Annotated in this window: 14 protein-coding genes; 11 read left to right on the top strand and 3 right to left on the bottom strand. The window is 39.5% G+C overall.

Annotated elements, in window-relative coordinates; translation table 11 throughout:
* Positions 1 to 25 precede the first annotated feature (25 nt).
* The 4 genes from ACH2AZ_RS03915 to ACH2AZ_RS03900 all read left to right on the top strand — a co-directional run bounded on the left by ACH2AZ_RS03915 (position 26) and on the right by ACH2AZ_RS03900 (position 4058).
* Positions 26 to 1141, top strand: a complete 1116-nt coding sequence (locus ACH2AZ_RS03915; RefSeq protein WP_394906729.1) for a mechanosensitive ion channel family protein — start codon at positions 26 to 28, stop codon at positions 1139 to 1141.
* A 73-nt stretch (positions 1142 to 1214) separates the two neighbouring features.
* Entirely contained in the window at positions 1215 to 1796 is a 582-nt protein-coding gene (locus ACH2AZ_RS03910; RefSeq protein WP_379046756.1) for a HupE/UreJ family protein, read from the top strand.
* A gap of 241 nt (positions 1797 to 2037) precedes the next feature.
* Positions 2038 to 2478: a dCMP deaminase family protein gene (locus tag ACH2AZ_RS03905; RefSeq protein ID WP_147861991.1), complete on the top strand. Its 441-nt coding sequence runs from the start codon at positions 2038 to 2040 to the stop codon at positions 2476 to 2478.
* Entirely contained in the window at positions 2475 to 4058 is a 1584-nt protein-coding gene (locus tag ACH2AZ_RS03900) for a S41 family peptidase (protein WP_394906728.1), read from the top strand. Before ACH2AZ_RS03905 ends, ACH2AZ_RS03900 begins: the two co-directional genes overlap by 4 nt.
* Positions 4059 to 4065: 7 nt before the next feature.
* On the opposite strand, the gene ACH2AZ_RS03895 is transcribed toward ACH2AZ_RS03900, so the two are convergent.
* Complete coding sequence (locus ACH2AZ_RS03895) at positions 4066 to 4269, bottom strand: hypothetical protein (protein WP_147861989.1); 204 nt, start codon at positions 4267 to 4269, stop codon at positions 4066 to 4068.
* A gap of 5 nt (positions 4270 to 4274) precedes the next feature.
* Positions 4275 to 4850, bottom strand: a complete 576-nt coding sequence (locus ACH2AZ_RS03890) for a MarC family protein (RefSeq protein WP_147861988.1) — start codon at positions 4848 to 4850, stop codon at positions 4275 to 4277.
* 127 nt (positions 4851 to 4977) lie between these two features.
* Here ACH2AZ_RS03890 and ACH2AZ_RS03885 point away from each other — a divergent pair, with 127 nt between their 5' ends.
* The 7 genes from ACH2AZ_RS03885 (at position 4978) to ACH2AZ_RS03855 (ending at position 12375) form a co-directional block, all read left to right on the top strand.
* Entirely contained in the window at positions 4978 to 5541 is a 564-nt protein-coding gene (locus ACH2AZ_RS03885) for a DUF3109 family protein (RefSeq protein WP_394906727.1), read from the top strand.
* Positions 5542 to 5752: 211 nt separating this feature from the next.
* Positions 5753 to 6538, top strand: a complete 786-nt coding sequence (locus tag ACH2AZ_RS03880; RefSeq protein WP_394906726.1) for a DUF4412 domain-containing protein — start codon at positions 5753 to 5755, stop codon at positions 6536 to 6538.
* Positions 6539 to 6589: 51 nt separating this feature from the next.
* Complete coding sequence (locus tag ACH2AZ_RS03875; RefSeq protein WP_394906725.1) at positions 6590 to 7105, top strand: hypothetical protein; 516 nt, start codon at positions 6590 to 6592, stop codon at positions 7103 to 7105.
* 26 nt (positions 7106 to 7131) lie between these two features.
* The gene (locus tag ACH2AZ_RS03870; RefSeq protein ID WP_394906724.1) at positions 7132 to 7731 is read left to right on the top strand and encodes a hypothetical protein; all 600 of its coding nucleotides are present in this window, start codon (positions 7132 to 7134) and stop codon (positions 7729 to 7731) included.
* Positions 7732 to 8028: 297 nt separating this feature from the next.
* Positions 8029 to 9378: a dGTP triphosphohydrolase gene (gene dgt / locus ACH2AZ_RS03865; RefSeq protein WP_394906723.1), complete on the top strand. Its 1350-nt coding sequence runs from the start codon at positions 8029 to 8031 to the stop codon at positions 9376 to 9378.
* 41 nt (positions 9379 to 9419) lie between these two features.
* Positions 9420 to 12038, top strand: coding sequence for a T9SS-dependent M36 family metallopeptidase (locus ACH2AZ_RS03860; protein WP_394906722.1), 2619 nt, complete (start codon positions 9420 to 9422; stop codon positions 12036 to 12038).
* A gap of 166 nt (positions 12039 to 12204) precedes the next feature.
* Positions 12205 to 12375, top strand: coding sequence for a hypothetical protein (locus tag ACH2AZ_RS03855; protein WP_394906721.1), 171 nt, complete (start codon positions 12205 to 12207; stop codon positions 12373 to 12375).
* Here ACH2AZ_RS03855 and ACH2AZ_RS03850 read toward each other — a convergent pair.
* On the bottom strand, positions 12372 to 14156 hold the full coding sequence (locus ACH2AZ_RS03850; protein WP_394906771.1) for a 1-deoxy-D-xylulose-5-phosphate synthase: 1785 nt from the start codon (positions 14154 to 14156) through the stop codon (positions 12372 to 12374). The two genes, ACH2AZ_RS03855 and ACH2AZ_RS03850, sit on opposite strands and share 4 nt — an antisense overlap.
* Position 14157 lies beyond the last annotated feature (1 nt).

The following is a 14157-nucleotide window of genomic DNA, read 5'->3' as shown; positions in this document are numbered from 1 at the left end:
TCTTGCTTTCTTAAGTAATTATAGCATGGAAAATTTTTGGCAGCTTTACCATCAAGATATTTTATTTGTAGGCTTTGTTTTAGTGGCTACTGTTTTTTTATTGTGGCTCACCAATTGGAGTTATCGTTTTTTTACCAAGCGACTAGAGAAAAAATACAATTATGAGAGCTTAAGCAGTTTACGCAATGTAAAGAAAATTTTAAATTTACTTTGGTTGATTACTGGGCTTGCGAGTATCAGCTTTGTGTTTGCGAGTGCCAAAACCACCACTATAATCAAAGAAAACCTGCAGCTTATTGTATATGTAGGGGTGGTGCTAGTGGTAAGTATTCTTACCGCCACCATGGTACAATTGTTTTTTAGTAAACGCATTCAAGAGAAAACCGCTCAAGGAGCAGACTCTACCAGTTTACGTTTTATTCAATATTTAGCCAGTATAGGCGTTTATCTCGTTGGGGTTTTACTTATAATTTTAGCTTTTCCGTCGCTTAAACACATTGCCGGTACCGTATTAGGAGGTGCGGGTATTCTCGCAGTTGTGTTGGGTATTGCCTCGCAAGAAGCGCTCGCCAATTTGGTAAGTGGCTTATTTATCATCAGCTTTAAGCCCTTTAAAATTGGAGATATCATTCAGATTACCGATACCATGATGGGCACCGTGCACGATATTACCTTACGGCATACGGTGATTCAAGATTTTCAAAATAAAATGATTGTTATACCCAACTCCATCATCAATAAAGAACGCTTGATTAATTATGATCTGAGCAATAGCTTGGTTCGGCAATGGATTTTTATGCGCATTGCTTATGAAAGTGATATTGATTTAGCGCGTAAAATTATGCGCGAAGAGTGTATGAAGCATCCCTTTACCTTAGACAACCGCACGCCGCTAGAAAAAGCCAACAATGAGCCTGTAGTACCTGTAAAGGTAGTCGAGTTACAAGAGTCGGCTGTATTGATGCGTGCTTGGGTATGGACCAGCAACTACGCCGATTCATTTGACTTGAAATGCGATTTGCTCGAATCGATAAAAAAACGTTTTGATGCCGAAGGTATAAGCATACCTTACCCCCACCGCACAATGGTTTATAAAAATGACCCTCAGCTTGACCCCGGTCACAAGCCGCAAGGCCCTTAAATTTATTCAGCTTAAGTCTGTGCTTTTTTAAATAGAAAAATGTAAGTTTGGGTGAAGAAAAAACACCGGCCGCATGAACGACTTCTTAATTTATTTTAACTTAGGGCTCACACACGTACTCGATTGGAATGCCTATGATCACGTTTTATTCCTCAGTGTTTTGGTTGCAGCCTTTGGATTTAAAGATTTTAAACCCGTAATTGCTTTAGTTACCCTGTTTACATTAGGCCACACCCTATCTTTAGTGCTTGCTGCTTATGATTTGGTCAGTCTCTCGAGCAGGGTGATCGAGTTTTTAATACCCGTGAGCATTTTGGTCACCGCAATTTACCGTTTGTTTACTGCGGGAAAAAATGTAAAAAGCGGCAAGACTTTACTCTACGCCATCACGCTTTTTTTCGGGTTGGTACATGGGTTTGGGTTTTCTTCATTTTTTCTTAGCACCACAGGAAGTTCTGGAGTAGATTTTGGCAGGTTGTTCGCTTTTGCCGTAGGTATAGAAGCCGCTCAGCTTATTGTAGTCTTGGTAGTGCTTTTACTAAGTTTGGTATTTCAAAGCCTATTGCGTTTTTCAAAACGGGATTGGGTGTTGTTTATCGCTGCCTTGGTTATAGGATTAAGCATTCCGCTGTTGCGTGCCAATTGGATTCTTTAGTTTTTCCTTTACGGATGCCTAATCGGTTGCTTTTATATAGCATGCAACAACCAAATAAAACTTTTACTCCTATGGCTTTTTAATAACCAGAAGGACCAATTTTGGTCGCTACCCGAAATTAAATCCGTAAAGCTAAAACCAGCTAACCCGCACTGCTTAAAATATATCGGGATAAATTGAATGAAAAACAATAAATTTGTGTCGGTTATAGTTTTAATAAGCAGCAAGACCAGATAATTTTATGGATAAAGCAAAGCAACTTAAATTTGACAAGGCTTACCTACGCATGGCTAAAGAATGGGGGAAACTTTCGCACTGCCAGCGCAAACAGGTAGGCGCCATTATAGTGAAAGATCGCATGATTATATCAGACGGGTATAACGGCACGCCTAGCGGTTTCGAAAATCCTTGTGAAGATGAAGACGGACTTACCAAATGGTATGTCTTGCACGCCGAAGCCAACGCCATCTTAAAGGTGGCCCGTAGTACCCAAACTTGTAAAGATGCTACATTGTATATTACCATGTCTCCCTGTAAAGATTGCAGCAAGCTTATACACCAAGCTGGCATAAAACGTGTGGTATATTTAAACGCTTATAAAGACAATGCCGGAATAGATTTTTTAAAGCGTGCCGGCGTTGAAGTAGAACATTTTAATGATATAGCTCACCAGCCAATTTGAAAAAAATAAATCCCATATACTTTCCGCTATTGCTAGGGCTTTGTTTAGCGCTAGGAATTTTTGCAGGTGCCTACCTCAATTTTGAAACCCCACTCGATAGCCCAAATACCACAAATAAAAAGAAAGAAAAACTGGGAAGACTTATCGATTATATCGATTATGAATATGTAGATGCCGTAAATACCGATAGTATTGTAGATGTAACGGTAAATAGCATTCTTGCCAATCTCGATCCGCATTCTACTTATATTCCGCAAAGTGAGTACGCAGAGGTAAGTGAAAATATGAAAGGGGATTTTGTGGGTATTGGTATAAATTTTTATCGTATCAATGACACCATTACCGTTATTCGTCCGCTAGACGATAGCCCTAGCGCTAAAGCGGGAATAAAAGCCGGCGATCGCATTTTATATGCCGACAATCAGGCTTTATTTAGCGCTCAGCTCAGCAATGATTCGCTAAGTAAAATCCTTAAAGGTAAAGTTAACAGCAGCGTGCTGTTAAAGGTACAACGCAAGGGTAGCGATTCTTTACTCGAAATTGAAGTAGAACGCGATCACATTCCCATTAAAAGTATTGATGCCGCTTATATGCTGGGTCCCGAATTGGGCTACATAAAAATAAACCGATTTGCCGAAAACACCTTTATCGAGTATCAAGAAGCCTCCCAAAAACTAATCGATCTAGGAGCCAAAAACATGGTGCTAGATTTGCGTGACAACGGCGGAGGATTTCTCAAACCTGCAATACACATCGCCGATGATTTTTTAAAAGAAGATCAACTCATTTTATTTACTAAAAATAAGCGCGATGAGGTAGTTAAAACCATGGCCAGCGATGTGGGTAATTTTGAATCGGCACAGGTGTATGTATTGATTAATGAATATACCGCCTCGGCAAGTGAGGTGATTGCGGGTGCCTTGCAAGATCACGATATAGGAACCATTATTGGTAGGCGTTCTTACGGAAAAGGTTTGGTGCAACGCGAGATGGAATTGGGCGATGGCAGTGCTGTGAGGCTTACGGTAGCCCGTTATTACACACCTACGGGAAGATCTATACAAAAGCCATACGGAGACAATAACGAAAGCTACCATTTAGAGTACCTCAACCGATATGAAAACGGAGAATTAAAACACAAAGACAGCATTCAAGTAAACGATAGCTTGCGTTATACCACCCCTAAAGGAAAAGTGGTCTATGGTGGTGGAGGTATTACTCCAGATGTGTTTATACCTAAAGACACCCATGTGACCAAAGAAAAACTAACTTATATGCTTCGCGGAGGTATTATGGATCGGTTTGTATTTAACAAGCTCGAGAAAGACAGAAGTGCATTTACAGACCTCTCAAAAGAGGAGTTCATTCAATCGTACGAGTTAGACGAGGAGTGGGTTCGTGAATTCATTAGCTACCTTCATCAATTCAATTTTGATTACCGATTTGGTCGCTACCAAGATTTGCTTAAGCTATACCTCAAAGCCAGTATGGGCGAGCAGTTGTTTAACACTCAAGTAAAAGAGCAAATCATCAATTCTCAAGACCCTTATATAAAAAGAGTAGAGCGTCTCGCTTTTTAAGGCTTACTTATTCTTGGTCTTGGTATTTCTTTTGAATGCTTCTTGATACCAGTAAAATAAGCATTAATACCAAAACACATAAACTAGCTAAGACTCCGGCTAATGCAATAGAGCTCTCTTTACTCATAATATGGTTCAGGTCGAGCATACTTATATTAAAAGCGGCTAAAGCAATGGCTAGGCCTATGATCACAAAAATTACATACTTCATAACTTCTAGTTAAATAAATTTTGAATATTGGTGACAAATAATTTTACGGCAATAGCCAATAGAATAACACCAAAAATCTTACGTATTACATTAATTCCTTGAGAACCCAATACCGTCTCAATTTTTTTAGACGATTTAAGCACCAAGTACACAAAGATAATATTAATAATGATGGCGGCAATAATATTAACAGTCGCATACTCTGCACGCAGAGACAATAAAGTAGTCATTGTACCGGCACCTGCCACCAATGGAAAAGCCAGAGGTACAATAGAAGCCGTTTCGGGTGCATCATCTTTATACAATTGTATTCCTAAGATCATTTCTAGTGCCAGGAAAAATAAAATAAAAGCACCCGCAACCGCAAAGGAGTTTACATCAATCCCAATTAATTTTAGAATCTCTTCTCCTACAAACAAGAAAACCACCATTAGAATAGCGGCTACAATCGCTGCCTTTTCACTTTGAATATGCCCTACTTTACGTCTTAAATCAACAATAATAGGAATACTCCCAATGATATCTATTACAGCAAATAAAATAAGGCTAGCGGTTACTATTTCTTTTAAGTCAAAACCCATAACTTCTTAATATTCTTTGTTTTAAAAGCCCGCAAAATTAAAATTTAAATCGGGTTTTAAAGAATATAATTTTTAAATTTTTCATAAATTTTTATAAGCGTATCTTTGCCCAAAATCGGTAATTAGCATGTTTCAAATCGGTAAAACAATCGTATCAGAAGATATACTCACTAAAGATTTTGTTTGCAACCTAAAAGCTTGTAAAGGAGCTTGTTGTGTAGAAGGTGAAGCTGGCGCGCCAGTTGAGCCTGAAGAGGTGAGCCAATTAGAAGAAGTTTACCCAAGTGTAAAGCCTTATTTGAGGCCAGAAGGTATAAAGGCCATCGAGGAACAAGGCTTGTATGTAAACAATGATTTAGGCGAATTGGAAACGCCATTGGTAAACGGCGGAGAATGTGCCTATGTCACTTTTGACGATAAAGGCACAGCCCTTTGCGGAATTGAAGCCGCTTATCGCGATGGAAAAACCAAATGGAAAAAACCGATTTCTTGTGAATTGTATCCGGTACGTGTACAGCGTTATTCAGATTTTGCCGCGGTAAATTACCACCGTTGGCCCATTTGCGATGATGCTTGTAGCTTAGGAAAGCAACTACAAACTCCTATTTATAAATTTGTAAAAGAAGCGCTAATAAAGAAATTCGGTGAAGATTGGTATGCCGAAATCGAGAAAACCGCCCAAGATTTATAAGCTTATGCCTACTTGGTAATAAACATTTACAACAAGGCTTTCAATACCCAGTATCGGGTATCTTTTACAAGCTAACAAGCTGTATTTCAGTATTTTGCTAGTTACACACAAAAAACAACCACTTACAAACTATTTAGGCTCAATTGCAAACTGAGCCTTTTTTATTGCCTGTATTCATCCGATATTTGAGTCAACCAAAAACCGCAAACCGATGGATGCACGAATGAAATATGTACTGATTGCTTTTAGTTTTTTGATAGGGCTGAGTCCTTGTGAGGCCCAAATCTTTAAAAAGCTTAAAAAGAAAGTCGAGCAAAAAGCCGAACAAGTTATCATTGATAAATCGGCCGATAAGGCTGCCAAAGGCGTTGAAAGCGGGATGGATGAGGTTTTAAATGCACCCCAGAACATTCGCGTAAAGTCGAGCAAAATCGCACCCAGAGAGAGTTACCATTTTGACTATACCTATGTGCTTGAGATGCAAAGTCAACAACAGCAAATGCAAATGACCTATTTTCTAGATACAGACAACCAGTATATGGGTATGAAATTGCAAGACGCTGGCGCGGATATGTTTATGGTAATCGATACACAAAAGAACACACAATTCAGTTTTATTCAGGCCGGCAATCAAAAAATAGTTCAGGCCATGCAGGTCGATTTGGAGGAAGATACTTGGGAAGAAGAAAGCGATTACCAATTTAGTGAGTTACCCTCAAAGAATATTTTAGGCTATCAATGCCAAGGCAAGCGCTACACCAATGATGAATATCAAATAGATCTGTATTTTACGCAAGAGGTTCCGGTAAAAATGATTTACCAACAACAACAAAACCTCAAGAATTTCCCTGAAGGTTTTGATCCCAACGAAAACGGCTTGGTATTATTAATGGACTTCAAGCACCATAAAAAATCAAAACGTAATATGCGTATGCGCTGCATAAGTTTAGAGAAGAAAGCTTTTAGTTTTTCGACAGCTGGTTACCAACAATTTTAAACAAACAAACCTTAATCACTAATAACTAACTATTAACTAAACTATTACATTATGAAACTAAAATTACTTTTTACCGCACTTTGTTTAATCGCTGGAGGCTTATGGACTAGCCAAGCTCAAATGCAAACCAAAATTGGAGCCGCATTGGCTTATGGTACCGAAATTGAAAACATTGGTTTGGGCGCTACAGCCGAATTTCATATTGCAGAACGCATAAGTCTTTCTCCCAATTTTATTTATTATTTCCCTAAAGAAGAAGGACCAATAAAAGTAAATTGGTGGGAAATAAATGCAGATGGGCATTATTATTTTCTAGCCGATGACGGCATTCAAGTCTTTGGCCTTGCCGGGGTAAATTACAGTCAGGTTAAAGTGAAATCTGATATAGATTTCGGTCCGTTTGGCGGTGGCGATTTTGAAGCCAGCGATGGTCGTGTAGGCTTAAATATTGGAGCAGGTATTAATTTTGACCTTGGCTCAAGCTTAGTGCCCTTTGCCAAACTAAAATATGTAATCATAGATGAAGGTCAAGCGGTTATCGCCGCCGGCGTAAAATTCAAAATATAAACTAACTACTACAAACCAATCTTATTATGCAACTCAATTATCAACCTATCAAACTTAGCTTTTTGCTTTTAGCGAGTTTAATGCTTATCGCTTGCAGTAGCGATGACGATTCTGCTTCGCCAACAGGTGAAAATAACGATCAGAGCTCGTACATTTTAAACATCGAGAACAAAGGTGAATTCAGCAACACCTTTATCACAGATACCGAAGGTAGTGATTGGAACAATATGGCTGCCGTTTATGTGAATAGCGACGGAATTGAAGGCTTAAGCATTTCGCTTAGCGATGAAGATAAAAATTTATATCTCACAGGCTTTATAAAAATGAATAATGGTAAAGCCATGCCACTCACCGACTATGATAGCGAAGAAAACAATCCAGAAAATAGTTCGGCTCTAGCCATTACTTTCACAGGATTCACCGGTGAAGGTTATATTTCTCGCTCGGGAACCGTAACGGTAAAGAACCTAAAAACCTATTTTGCCACCGAAGAGGGAGGCCTAGCTAGTCTTGATTTAATTTTAGACGGTATTTTTGACAATAGCGCTACTGAAATTAACGAATCGCTAAAAATTACGGGAACGCTTAAATTTCGTATCGGGGCTGGTGCATACCTCCCCCAATAAATTTTTGAGTAACCAACTATAACCAAAACCATCAGTTTAAAAACCGGATTGTAGGTTTACCTCGTAAACGACAATTAAACTAACTAACCAATCATTTTATCCTGTACCGACCGGTTTTCTGGTACAGGTTTTACTAAAGTACAAAGCAACTTGATTGCGTAACACCGTTTAAGTTTTGTGTATTTGTGAATAGCCTCGCTATTTTTGTGTTAGCCGTGCAAAGTTGCTTTGTATTTTTTATTCTAGAACTCCCTAAAACTGCATTGAGTTTAGTATTTTTACCCGTAAAACTAACGCATGAACTGGGAACAATTACTAGCACTTACCCGTTATGGAGATGAGCAACCGCGTCTTCGAAAAGACCAAGACGATACCCGATTAGGCTTTGAAGTAGATTATGACAGGGTTATTTTCTCTTCGGCTTTTAGGAGTCTTCAAGATAAAACTCAAGTAATTCCATTTTCTAAAACAGACTTTGTTCATACTCGGCTTACCCACAGCTTAGAAGTTTCTGTAGTAGGGCGTTCTTTGGGTCGACAAGTAGGGAAGAAAATTATCGAAAAATACCCCTACCTTCAAGAAGATTTAGGGCATCATTTCAACGATTTTGGTGCTATTGTGGCAGCTGCTGCCTTAGCTCACGACATTGGGAACCCGCCTTTTGGTCATGCAGGTGAAAAAGCCATGGGTGAATTTTTCCTTAGCGGAAAAGGCCAGCGTTTTAAAGACCAAATGACTGCAACACAATACCAAGATTTAATAAAATTTGAAGGAAATGCCAATGGTTTTAAACTACTAAACGAAACCAAAAACGGCAATCTTAACGGTTTGCGGCTATCTTATGCCACTTTAGGAGCTTTTACTAAATACCCAAAAGAATCTTTACCGCACAAACCCAGTAACCAAATAAGCGACAAGAAATTTGGTTATTTCCAGTCAGAAAAACAACTATTTGAAAGTGTAGCCAAAGGTTTAGGCCTAAAAAAGAAAGGCGATGCCCTAAATATCCACTACCATCGTCATCCGTTAACTTTTTTGGTTGAAGCTGCCGATGACATTTGTTATACCATCATAGATTTTGAAGACGGAATAAATTTAGGACTAATCCCCGAAGATAAAGCCTTAGAATACCTCATCCAATTGGTAAAGAAAAGTATAAACACTAGCAAGTACCACTCGCTTACTAGCGTTGGTAGCCGCTTAAGTTATTTACGTTCGCTGGCTATAAACACCTTAATACAAGATGCTGTACGGGTATTTTTAGAGAATGAAGAAGCCATTCTACAAGGTGAATTTCATCATGCCTTGCTCGACTTCTCGGTGTATGCACCCCAAATAAAAGATATTATCTCTATATCGGTTGAAAAAGTATACCAAAGTCAAGAGGTTATTGAAAAAGAAATTGTGGGCTACCAAGTTATTCACAAGTTGCTAGAGGTTTTTACCGAAGCCATTGAGAACAAAATTAAACACGCTCAAAACAATTATCACGAACTCATTCTTAAAGGATTTTTACAAGACTTTGAGTTGCCCCAAGCTGGCGAAGAAGCATACGATTGGTTAATTCGGCTCACAAGCCACGTAGCGGCCTTAAGCGATAGTCAAGCGTTAAGAATGTACCAAAAACTAAACGCCATACGGTTTTAAGTACCTTTTTAATATATTTGCAAAAAATTGCGTCATTATTTATGAAAAATCACCTCTTTTATCTCTTTTTATTTTCTTTTTTGTGGCTAACCCCTTCCGCGGAAGCTCAAAATCAAGAATTCTTACCCCAGATCAAAGCTTACTTAGGTCAAAATAGTTCGCTCAGTCCACAAGATATGCAGCAATTGGTAGTGCGTGACAGTCATTTTGCCTCCAGCACTCAAGCCCAAATGCTGTATGTAGATCAATATTATAAAGGCATACCGCTGCAGCAAGCTGTAGGAAGTTTTGCCATTAAAAACAATAAAATAGTTGCAGCCAATCACCGTTTTATTGAACAAGTTACACAACAAATAAGCAGCAGCCAAGCTAACTTGAGCCCTATTGAAGCGATAAACCAAGCAGCGGCTTACTTAAAACTAGAGGGAAAAGCCACTGAAATTATTGAGCAAGATCCTCTAAAAAACACTTACCTCATTGCTCAAAATGGCTTGTCAAAAAAAGAAATACCTGTAAAGATGGTATACCAAGCGAGTGATGCGGGCTACAGAATGGCTTATAATCTGCGTATATTTACCTTAGATGATTTGCATTGGTGGTCGGTTAGTATTGATGCCGCAACTGGAGCAATTTTGCACGTTAACGATTATCTTTTGCACTGCCAGTTTGAAGAGGTTCCTCACACCCACGAAAAGACAATTGCTACTCCATCTAATTTCTCATTAGAAAACCAACAGCAGAGCTTGGTAGGCAATGCAGCCTATCGCGTATTTCCTATGCCCATTGAATCGCCTTCTTACGGAAATCGTGTTTTGGTCAATCAACCGGCCGATGCTGTAGCTTCTCCTTTTGGTTGGCACGATATAGATGGTGTGAGCGGAAATGAATTTACCAGCACTCTTGGTAATAATGTCTTTGCAGCCGATTCGCGTGACGGTAACTTTGGAAACTCACCCGATGGCGGAACCAACTTGGTTTTTGATTTCCCATTAAACCTCAACCAAGACCCAAAGGGCTACCTAGACGCATCGGTAACCAATCTTTTTTATTGGAGTAATTTAGCACACGACGTTTGGTACCAATACGGTTTTGATGAGGCCAGTGGTAATTTTCAAAGGTACAATTACACCAACCAAGGTTTAGCCAATGACGAGGTGTATGCCCGCGGACAATTTAATGCTGATGCGGGACCAGGAAACAATGCTTTTTTTGGCACCCTAGAAGACGGTAATGCGGCTAGTATGAGTATGTTTACTTGGGGGGCACCAGGCGACCCTAATTTGCTTCAAATTGCTAGTCCGAATAATTTAGCAGGAGCCTATGCAGCCAAAGCTGCTTCTTTCGGTCCGTCTATCACCAGTACCGGAGTAAGCGGAAATTTGGTCTTAGCCGAAGATGCTACTCCAGATATTTATGATGCTTGTGAGCCTTTTATCAATACCAATGCTTTAAACAACCAAATTGCGGTGATTAGACGCGGGAACTGTAATTTTACCTCAAAAGTATTGCAAGCCCAAAATGCTGGAGCCGTTGGGGTGATTGTAGTGAATAATGTAAATGGATCCACTATAAATATGGGAGGAAACCCCAGCGCAACCATTACTATTCCTAGCATTATGATTGATTTGAATACAGGTAGTAACCTAATTAGCAATTTGGAAAATGGAGTAAGTATACAGGGGAGTATTAAAAACGACGGACCCTATCAAAAGGATGGTTCGCTCGATGGCGGAATTATCGCCCACGAATATGGACACGGTATTTCTATCCGCTTGACGGGTGGTGCAGGAACCGCCGATTGCTTATATCCTTGTGAAATTACCAATCCTGATGGAAGCTGTTTTCAAGCCACCGAACAAATGGGTGAAGGCTGGAGCGATTATGTCGCTTTAATGATGACCTTAAAAGCAAGCGATACCCGAACCGATGCTAGAGGCATTGCCACATATGTGGTGAACCAACAGCCGGGCGGTACAGGGATTAGACCTTATGCTTACTCAACCGATTTTAGCATCAATCCCGCTACTTATGACCTTACCAATAATCCAAACTTAAGCGCTCCACACGGAGTAGGTTTTGTATGGGCCACTATGCTTTGGGAAATGACTTGGGATTTTATTAATCTTTACGGATTTGATCCCGATATTTATAATGGCACAGGCGGTAATAATATGGCCATGCAATTAGTAATAGATGCATTAAAACTACAACCTTGTAATCCTGGCTTTATAGACGGCCGTGATGCCATCTTACAAGCCGATATGATTTTAAACAATGGTGCCAATCAGTGTCTCATTTGGGATGCTTTTGCGCGTAGAGGTTTAGGATATAGTGCCGACCAAGGAAGCTCGCTAGACCGTTCTGACCAATTGGAGGCTTTTGACTTGCCTACCACTTGTACGATGGGAACCACCACACCGCAACAAAATTTATTTCAGGTATATCCTAATCCTACAGAAGGTTTAATACAATTACGTCAGCATCAACCTGAAGCATTTAAAATACAAGTATTTGATGTTAAGGGTAGATTGCTTTTAGAAAAAGAATTTAACGCCCAACAGCAGGCTCAGGTGAATTTAAGCACCTTAAATACGGGAGTTTATATTTTACAGATAAATACAGCGAACCAACAACAAGTTGAAAAGCTAATCATAAATTAAAACTTAGCCGCTTAACATTAGAAGTTAAAAAGCAAACTTTAAAAACTCGGGTAGATTCAAGACTACCCGAGTTTTTATTTACAAAGCAGTTTATTCTAACTTTTTTAATTTTTTGAACTTTTGTATTTTTAAAAAGTAATTAGAAATCCAATAAACTGATGTCTTTATGAAATACTTGAAATATGATTTGATTTTTATTGGCTGCTGTACCGCACTGCTATTATTGGCCATACAACAAAATTGGTTAGTTGAGTATCAAGGCTTTATTTTATTACCTTTTTTATGTGCTTACTTTGCTGGCAAATGGGTAGCCAATAGAAAAATAAAGCGAAATTAATCTTTGGCTAAGGCCTGAATTTTCCGTCCAATACTTGTAGCATCTATTTTAACCAAAGTTTTTAATTCGGCTATGCTGCCTTGTTCGATAAACATATCTGGAATTCCTAGTTTTACAAAGCTACCAGGGTATTTTAGCTGAACCAAAAAGTCTTGAATAGCATCGCCCACCCCTCCTATTTTCGAAGCATCCTCAATGCTTATTATATGTTGATAGGTAGGAATTTGCTGAGCGAGTAACTCGGTATCTAATGGCTTTACAAAACGCAAATCGATTAAACCAACCTGTGCTTGTATGATTTCAGGTAAGTTGTTTATAGCATCTTGTGCGTCGTAAACCGATGAGCCCAAGGCTAGAATTAAAATACGTGTTCCTTTTTTTAACAAATTCGCTTTACCAAGGGGTAGTGTTTTAAATGCTTGTTGCCATTTTAATTCTCTTCCTCTCCCACGGGGATAACGAATCGCTAAAGGCGTATCGAGCTTTTTAGATGCCGTATACAATAAATTACGTAAATCGATTAAATTGCTTGGCGCAGCGATTTGCAAATTGGGTATACAACGCAAATAAGCAATATCAAAAATACCATGGTGTGTGGCCCCATCTTCTCCCACTAAGCCAGCGCGGTCTATACAAAAAACCACCGGTAAATTTTGCAAGGCTACATCGTGAATCACTTGGTCATATGCGCGTTGCAAAAATGTAGAATATATTGCACAAAAGACGCGTAAACCTTGGGTAGCCATACCCGCGGCAAGGGTTACCGCATGTTGTTCGGCTATACCCACATCGATTGCCCTTTGCGGGAAAGCCCGCATCATATATTTAAGCGAACTCCCTGTTGGCATAGCTGGAGTAATTGCAAAAATCTGATCGTTCTGTTGTGCCAACTCCAATAAACTCAAGCCAAAAACATCTTGAAATTTAGGAGGCAAATGAGCCTCTTGCTTGGGTAAAATCTCACCCGTAATTCGATCAAATTTTCCTGGTGCATGATACCGCACTTGGTCCAATTCGGCTGGTTTTAAACCTTTACCTTTTGTGGTAATCACGTGTAAAAATTTGGGTCCTTCTACCCTTTCCATCGCTTCAAAAGCACGTAATAAGGCCGGTAAATCGTGCCCGTCTACAGGGCCGGTGTAGTGAAAATTAAGGGCTTCAATGATATTGGCCTGCCTGGGTTTTTTACCTACCGTGGCTTTGGTCAGATAATTTTTCAAAGCTCCTACACTGGGGTCAATGCCCATAGCGTTATCATTTAAGATGATCCATAAATTTGCTGGGGTCACCCCGGCATGATTCAGCCCCTCAAAAGCCATACCGCTGGCTATAGAAGCATCGCCTATTACTGCCACGTGCCTTTTGGTATAATCTCCTTTTAATTGTGCTGCTAGCGCCATACCTAAAGCTGCCGAAATAGAAGTTGAGCTGTGACCCACTCCAAAGCTATCATAAGGACTTTCGCTGCGTTTAGGAAAACCACTTAAACCATTAAATTGTCTATTGGTTTCAAAAATGGAGCGTCTACCGGTTAAAATTTTATGCCCATAAGCTTGGTGTCCAACATCCCAAACCAACTGATCGTAAGGAGTGTTGAAATAGTAATGCAATGCGACGGTTAACTCGACCACACCCAAACTAGCCCCCAAATGCCCTTCTTTACTTGCCACCGCATCAATAATAAACCTACGCAACTCTTGCGCTATCTGCGGTAATTTTTCGGCTGATAATTGCCGTAAATCTTTAGGCGAATCTATTGTATTTAATAAAGGAGTTTCCATA

Origin of the sequence: uncultured Mesonia sp. (assembly GCA_947499595.1) — a bacterium.
GTDB classification, from domain to species: domain Bacteria; phylum Bacteroidota; class Bacteroidia; order Flavobacteriales; family Flavobacteriaceae; genus Mesonia; species Mesonia sediminis.
The sequence above is the reverse complement of the archived record's forward strand: the minus strand, read 5'-3'. Positions and strand labels throughout refer to the sequence as shown.